Here is a 2,133-nt window from a genome sequence, read left to right on the forward strand (position 1 = left end):
GGGGGCGTATTGCACCCCGTCGGGGCGCCGCTGTCAATCGTTGACATCAAAAGTGGTCTAGTCCACGGTAGTCCGGCGGACCGGCACCAGCCCGCGCCCGGGTCCTCCCTGTGCGCCCAACTGGCCTCCGTGGAACCGAATCTGACGATCCGATGGAGAAATCCGCACCATGCAAAGAGTCTGTCTCGCCCTGCCCACCATGCGGCCCTGCCCCGACACCATCGCGGAACTCGCCGAGGAGGCGGCCTACGCCGTCGCGACCTTCGGGGTCGAGGTGCACCTCCTCGTCCTCGACACCACCGACGCCGTCGGGTTCGCGGAGAACGCGGGCGCCGTGGCCGCGCTGGAGCCGACCCCCGGCGTGGCCGTCCACCACCTGGGCGAGGCGGGGCAGCGGGAGTTCCTGCGCCGGGTGTCCGAGCGCTCCGGCGCCGCCGACCCCGAACTGCTGCTCGACCTGATGCTCCCGCGGGCCGTCGCGTACGGTTCCTGCGTCAACCGGCTCTTCCTCGGCGCGGCCGCCCTGGGCTGCACCTCGGCGCACCTGCGCAACGACGACGCCGACTTCCAGGTCGTCGACGGCCGGAAGGTCTTCCCGATCCACCACGAGCTGCTCTCGATCGGCCGCCCGGCCGGCGAGGCGGTGGCCGGCGTGTCCCGCTCCGAGCTCGACCCGGCCGACGCGGACAAGCCGGTGATGCTGGTCAGCGGCTCCTTCATCGGCGAACTCAACGTGGACATCAGCGAGATCCACGAGATGGACCCGGCCGTCTACCGCGACGTGGTGCGCCTGTGGACCCCACCGGTGTGGTCGGAGGAGGAGAGGGACGCGATGGTGGACGTCTCCTTCAAGGGCGCCGGCTCCGAGCCGTTCAGCACCGACGAATCCGTCCTCGGCGTGCCCGACATCTGGGACGTCTACATGTGCAACATCGCCCTGGACCACCGGGCCTACGAGGTGCTGCCGCTGCTGCCCTCGATCGAGACCATCGGCAGCGACTACGCCCTGCTGCACGCCATGGTCCACTCCCGGCTGCCCGGCGTCGTCCACAACCGCCACATCGTCAACTACTACACGCCCGAGCGCCGCACCGGCACCGGCTTCGTCTCCTACCAGATGCGGTTCGTCAAGTTCCTGCTCTCGATGCTGTACCTGTACCCGGTCTACGGCGGGATGATCGACCTCGGCCGCGGGCTGCTGGACGAGCGGCACGGACTGAAGGTCGAGCCGATCCTCGACCTGGTGCGGGGCAGCGTCGACTGGGACCCGGCCGGGAACGTGCACTGCCTGGACGTCCTGGACCGCTCCTACCGCAAGCTGGGCGGCAAGTACGCCGAGCTCGCGGACGTGGTGGCCGGGCAGCGGCAGCAGCTCCTGGACGAGGCCCGGCAGGACGCCGAGCGGTGGGCGGTGCTGGTGGAGGCCTGGGCGCCGATGGTGGCCGCCGCCCGCGCGGAGGGACTCGACACCGGCACGGACGGCACGGACGCCGGCACGGAGGCGCCGGCTCGGTGAGCGAGGACCTCCGGATCCGGCAGCTGGCCGACGACGACTGGGACGCCGTGGTCGCGCTGGAGCACGACGCCTACGCGGCCGACGACCTGTCCGAGGGCCGGGAGGCGCTCCAGTCGCGCGCCCGCAGCTCGCCCGGCACCTGCTTCGTGCTGGAGCAGCACGGCGTGGTGCGCGGCTACCTGCTGAGCCTGCCCTACCCGCCGCTGCGCTGCCCGGACCTCAGCCGCCCGGAGGAGCAGGCCTTCCGCTCGACCAACCTGCACGTGCACGACCTGGTGATCGCCGAGGACCTGCGCGGACGGGACGTCGCGCTGGGCTTCATCCGGCACTTCCGGGAGCACGCGAGCGGGCAGGGCTACGAGCGGATCTCGATGGTCGCGGTGCGCGGGGCGGACATCCTGCTGCGGCTGCTCGGCTACCGGGCGCACCGGGAGGTGCCGGTGCCCGCCTGCTACGGGCGACGGGCGGTGTACATGTCGATGCCGGTGCGCTGACCTGCGCGGATACGCGGACGGATGATCACTCGTTCGGCCTAGTTCGACCGGCGAAGATCACCCCATCGGGTGAAGCTGGTGGCGGGGGGGGCCCCCCCCCCCCCCCCCCCCCCCCACACACAC

The 2,133-nt window shown here is 71.6% G+C and carries 2 protein-coding genes; both read left to right on the forward strand.

Annotation, left to right across the window (positions count from 1 at the left end):
- Window positions 1-169 precede the first annotated feature (169 nt).
- A complete protein-coding gene (locus tag ACIQOV_RS38650; RefSeq protein WP_401055487.1) occupies window positions 170-1,516 on the forward strand; it encodes a DUF6271 family protein in 1,347 nt (448 codons plus the stop codon).
- A complete protein-coding gene (locus ACIQOV_RS38655) occupies window positions 1,513-2,010 on the forward strand; it encodes a GNAT family N-acetyltransferase (protein WP_401055489.1) in 498 nt (165 codons plus the stop codon). The genes ACIQOV_RS38650 and ACIQOV_RS38655 overlap by 4 nt, the downstream gene beginning before the upstream one ends.
- Window positions 2,011-2,133 lie beyond the last annotated feature (123 nt).

Origin of the sequence: Kitasatospora sp. NPDC091257, assembly GCF_044757675.1 — a bacterium.
In the GTDB taxonomy this organism is placed as follows: domain Bacteria; phylum Actinomycetota; class Actinomycetes; order Streptomycetales; family Streptomycetaceae; genus Kitasatospora; species Kitasatospora lactacystinica.

Coding starts and splice junctions, on each gene's coding strand:
- ACIQOV_RS38650 (WP_401055487.1), top strand. CDS start 170: ATGCAAAGAGTCTGTCTCGCCCTGCCCACCATGCGGCCCTGCCCCGAC.